Here is an 852-nt window from a genome sequence, read left to right as displayed (position 1 = left end):
TGGGTGCAGGTGTCCCGTTTAGGGATGCCCCTTACCAACGAAGTGATAATACCTGTTGGCAGGAAGGACGAGTGGAATTTTACAAAGACCAATAGCGAGAGTCAGTTTGAGCCCTATTTTGTCAACCCGGAGTTGGCGCTGTACATGGATGACTCCAAGTTTGGCGGTGCCGTGCCGGCGCTTTCCGACCTTCGCATCCAATCGAATTCGCTGGGGCAGTTCGACTTTCGCAACGGCCGCCCCGGCCTCTTTCCCCTGAAAGGCACAGCCGCCGTTGCCGGCACAGCGCTCGATGACGCGGTCTTTGGCAACTACCTGCTCCGCCCTGCCGCTCCCCGTTCCGTCGACCTGCTGCCCCTCTTTCACACCGGTGTGCCCAACCTGCGGCCCTACCAGCTGGCCACCGGAAAGAACGGCAACCCGCTGGCTGCGGGCAAGCCCTTCATCAACAATTTCCTGCCCACCTTTGGCGACATGCTGCGCCTGAACATGGCCGTGCCACCCACCCCCCGGAACAGCGCCGACTTCAACTCCCTGGGACTGGTATGGGCGGTCGTTTTGGGTTTGACCGACTCCCGCTTCAACACCACGACCAACCTCGAAAACATTCCCAACATGGACGGCTTTCCCAATGGCAGAAGGCTGGAAGATGACGTGACCCGCATTGAGCTGCAGGCCGTATCGGGCGTGGTCTTAGCCGCCCTGGGTCTTTTTTACGATGACTACAGCGGCAGCGGCAGCCCCGTCACACCCCGGCTTCAAAAAGTCCTTGGCTTTACCGCCGGACCAACAAAAAACGACACCACACAGAAAACCACCTTCCCCTATGTTCAAACCCCCTGGAGAGGGTTT

General features: G+C 59.0%; 1 protein-coding gene. It reads left to right on the top strand.

The annotated features are described in order from the left end of the window. Positions 1-852 (top strand): DUF4331 family protein (locus tag D6024_RS26395; protein ID WP_121357812.1); only part of this gene is annotated, 852 nt, incomplete at both ends.

It is taken from the genome of Flavisolibacter nicotianae (assembly GCF_003628535.1).
Lineage (GTDB): Bacteria > Bacteroidota > Bacteroidia > Chitinophagales > Chitinophagaceae > Flavisolibacter > Flavisolibacter nicotianae.
This window is presented reverse-complemented; position numbering and strand designations above follow the sequence as displayed.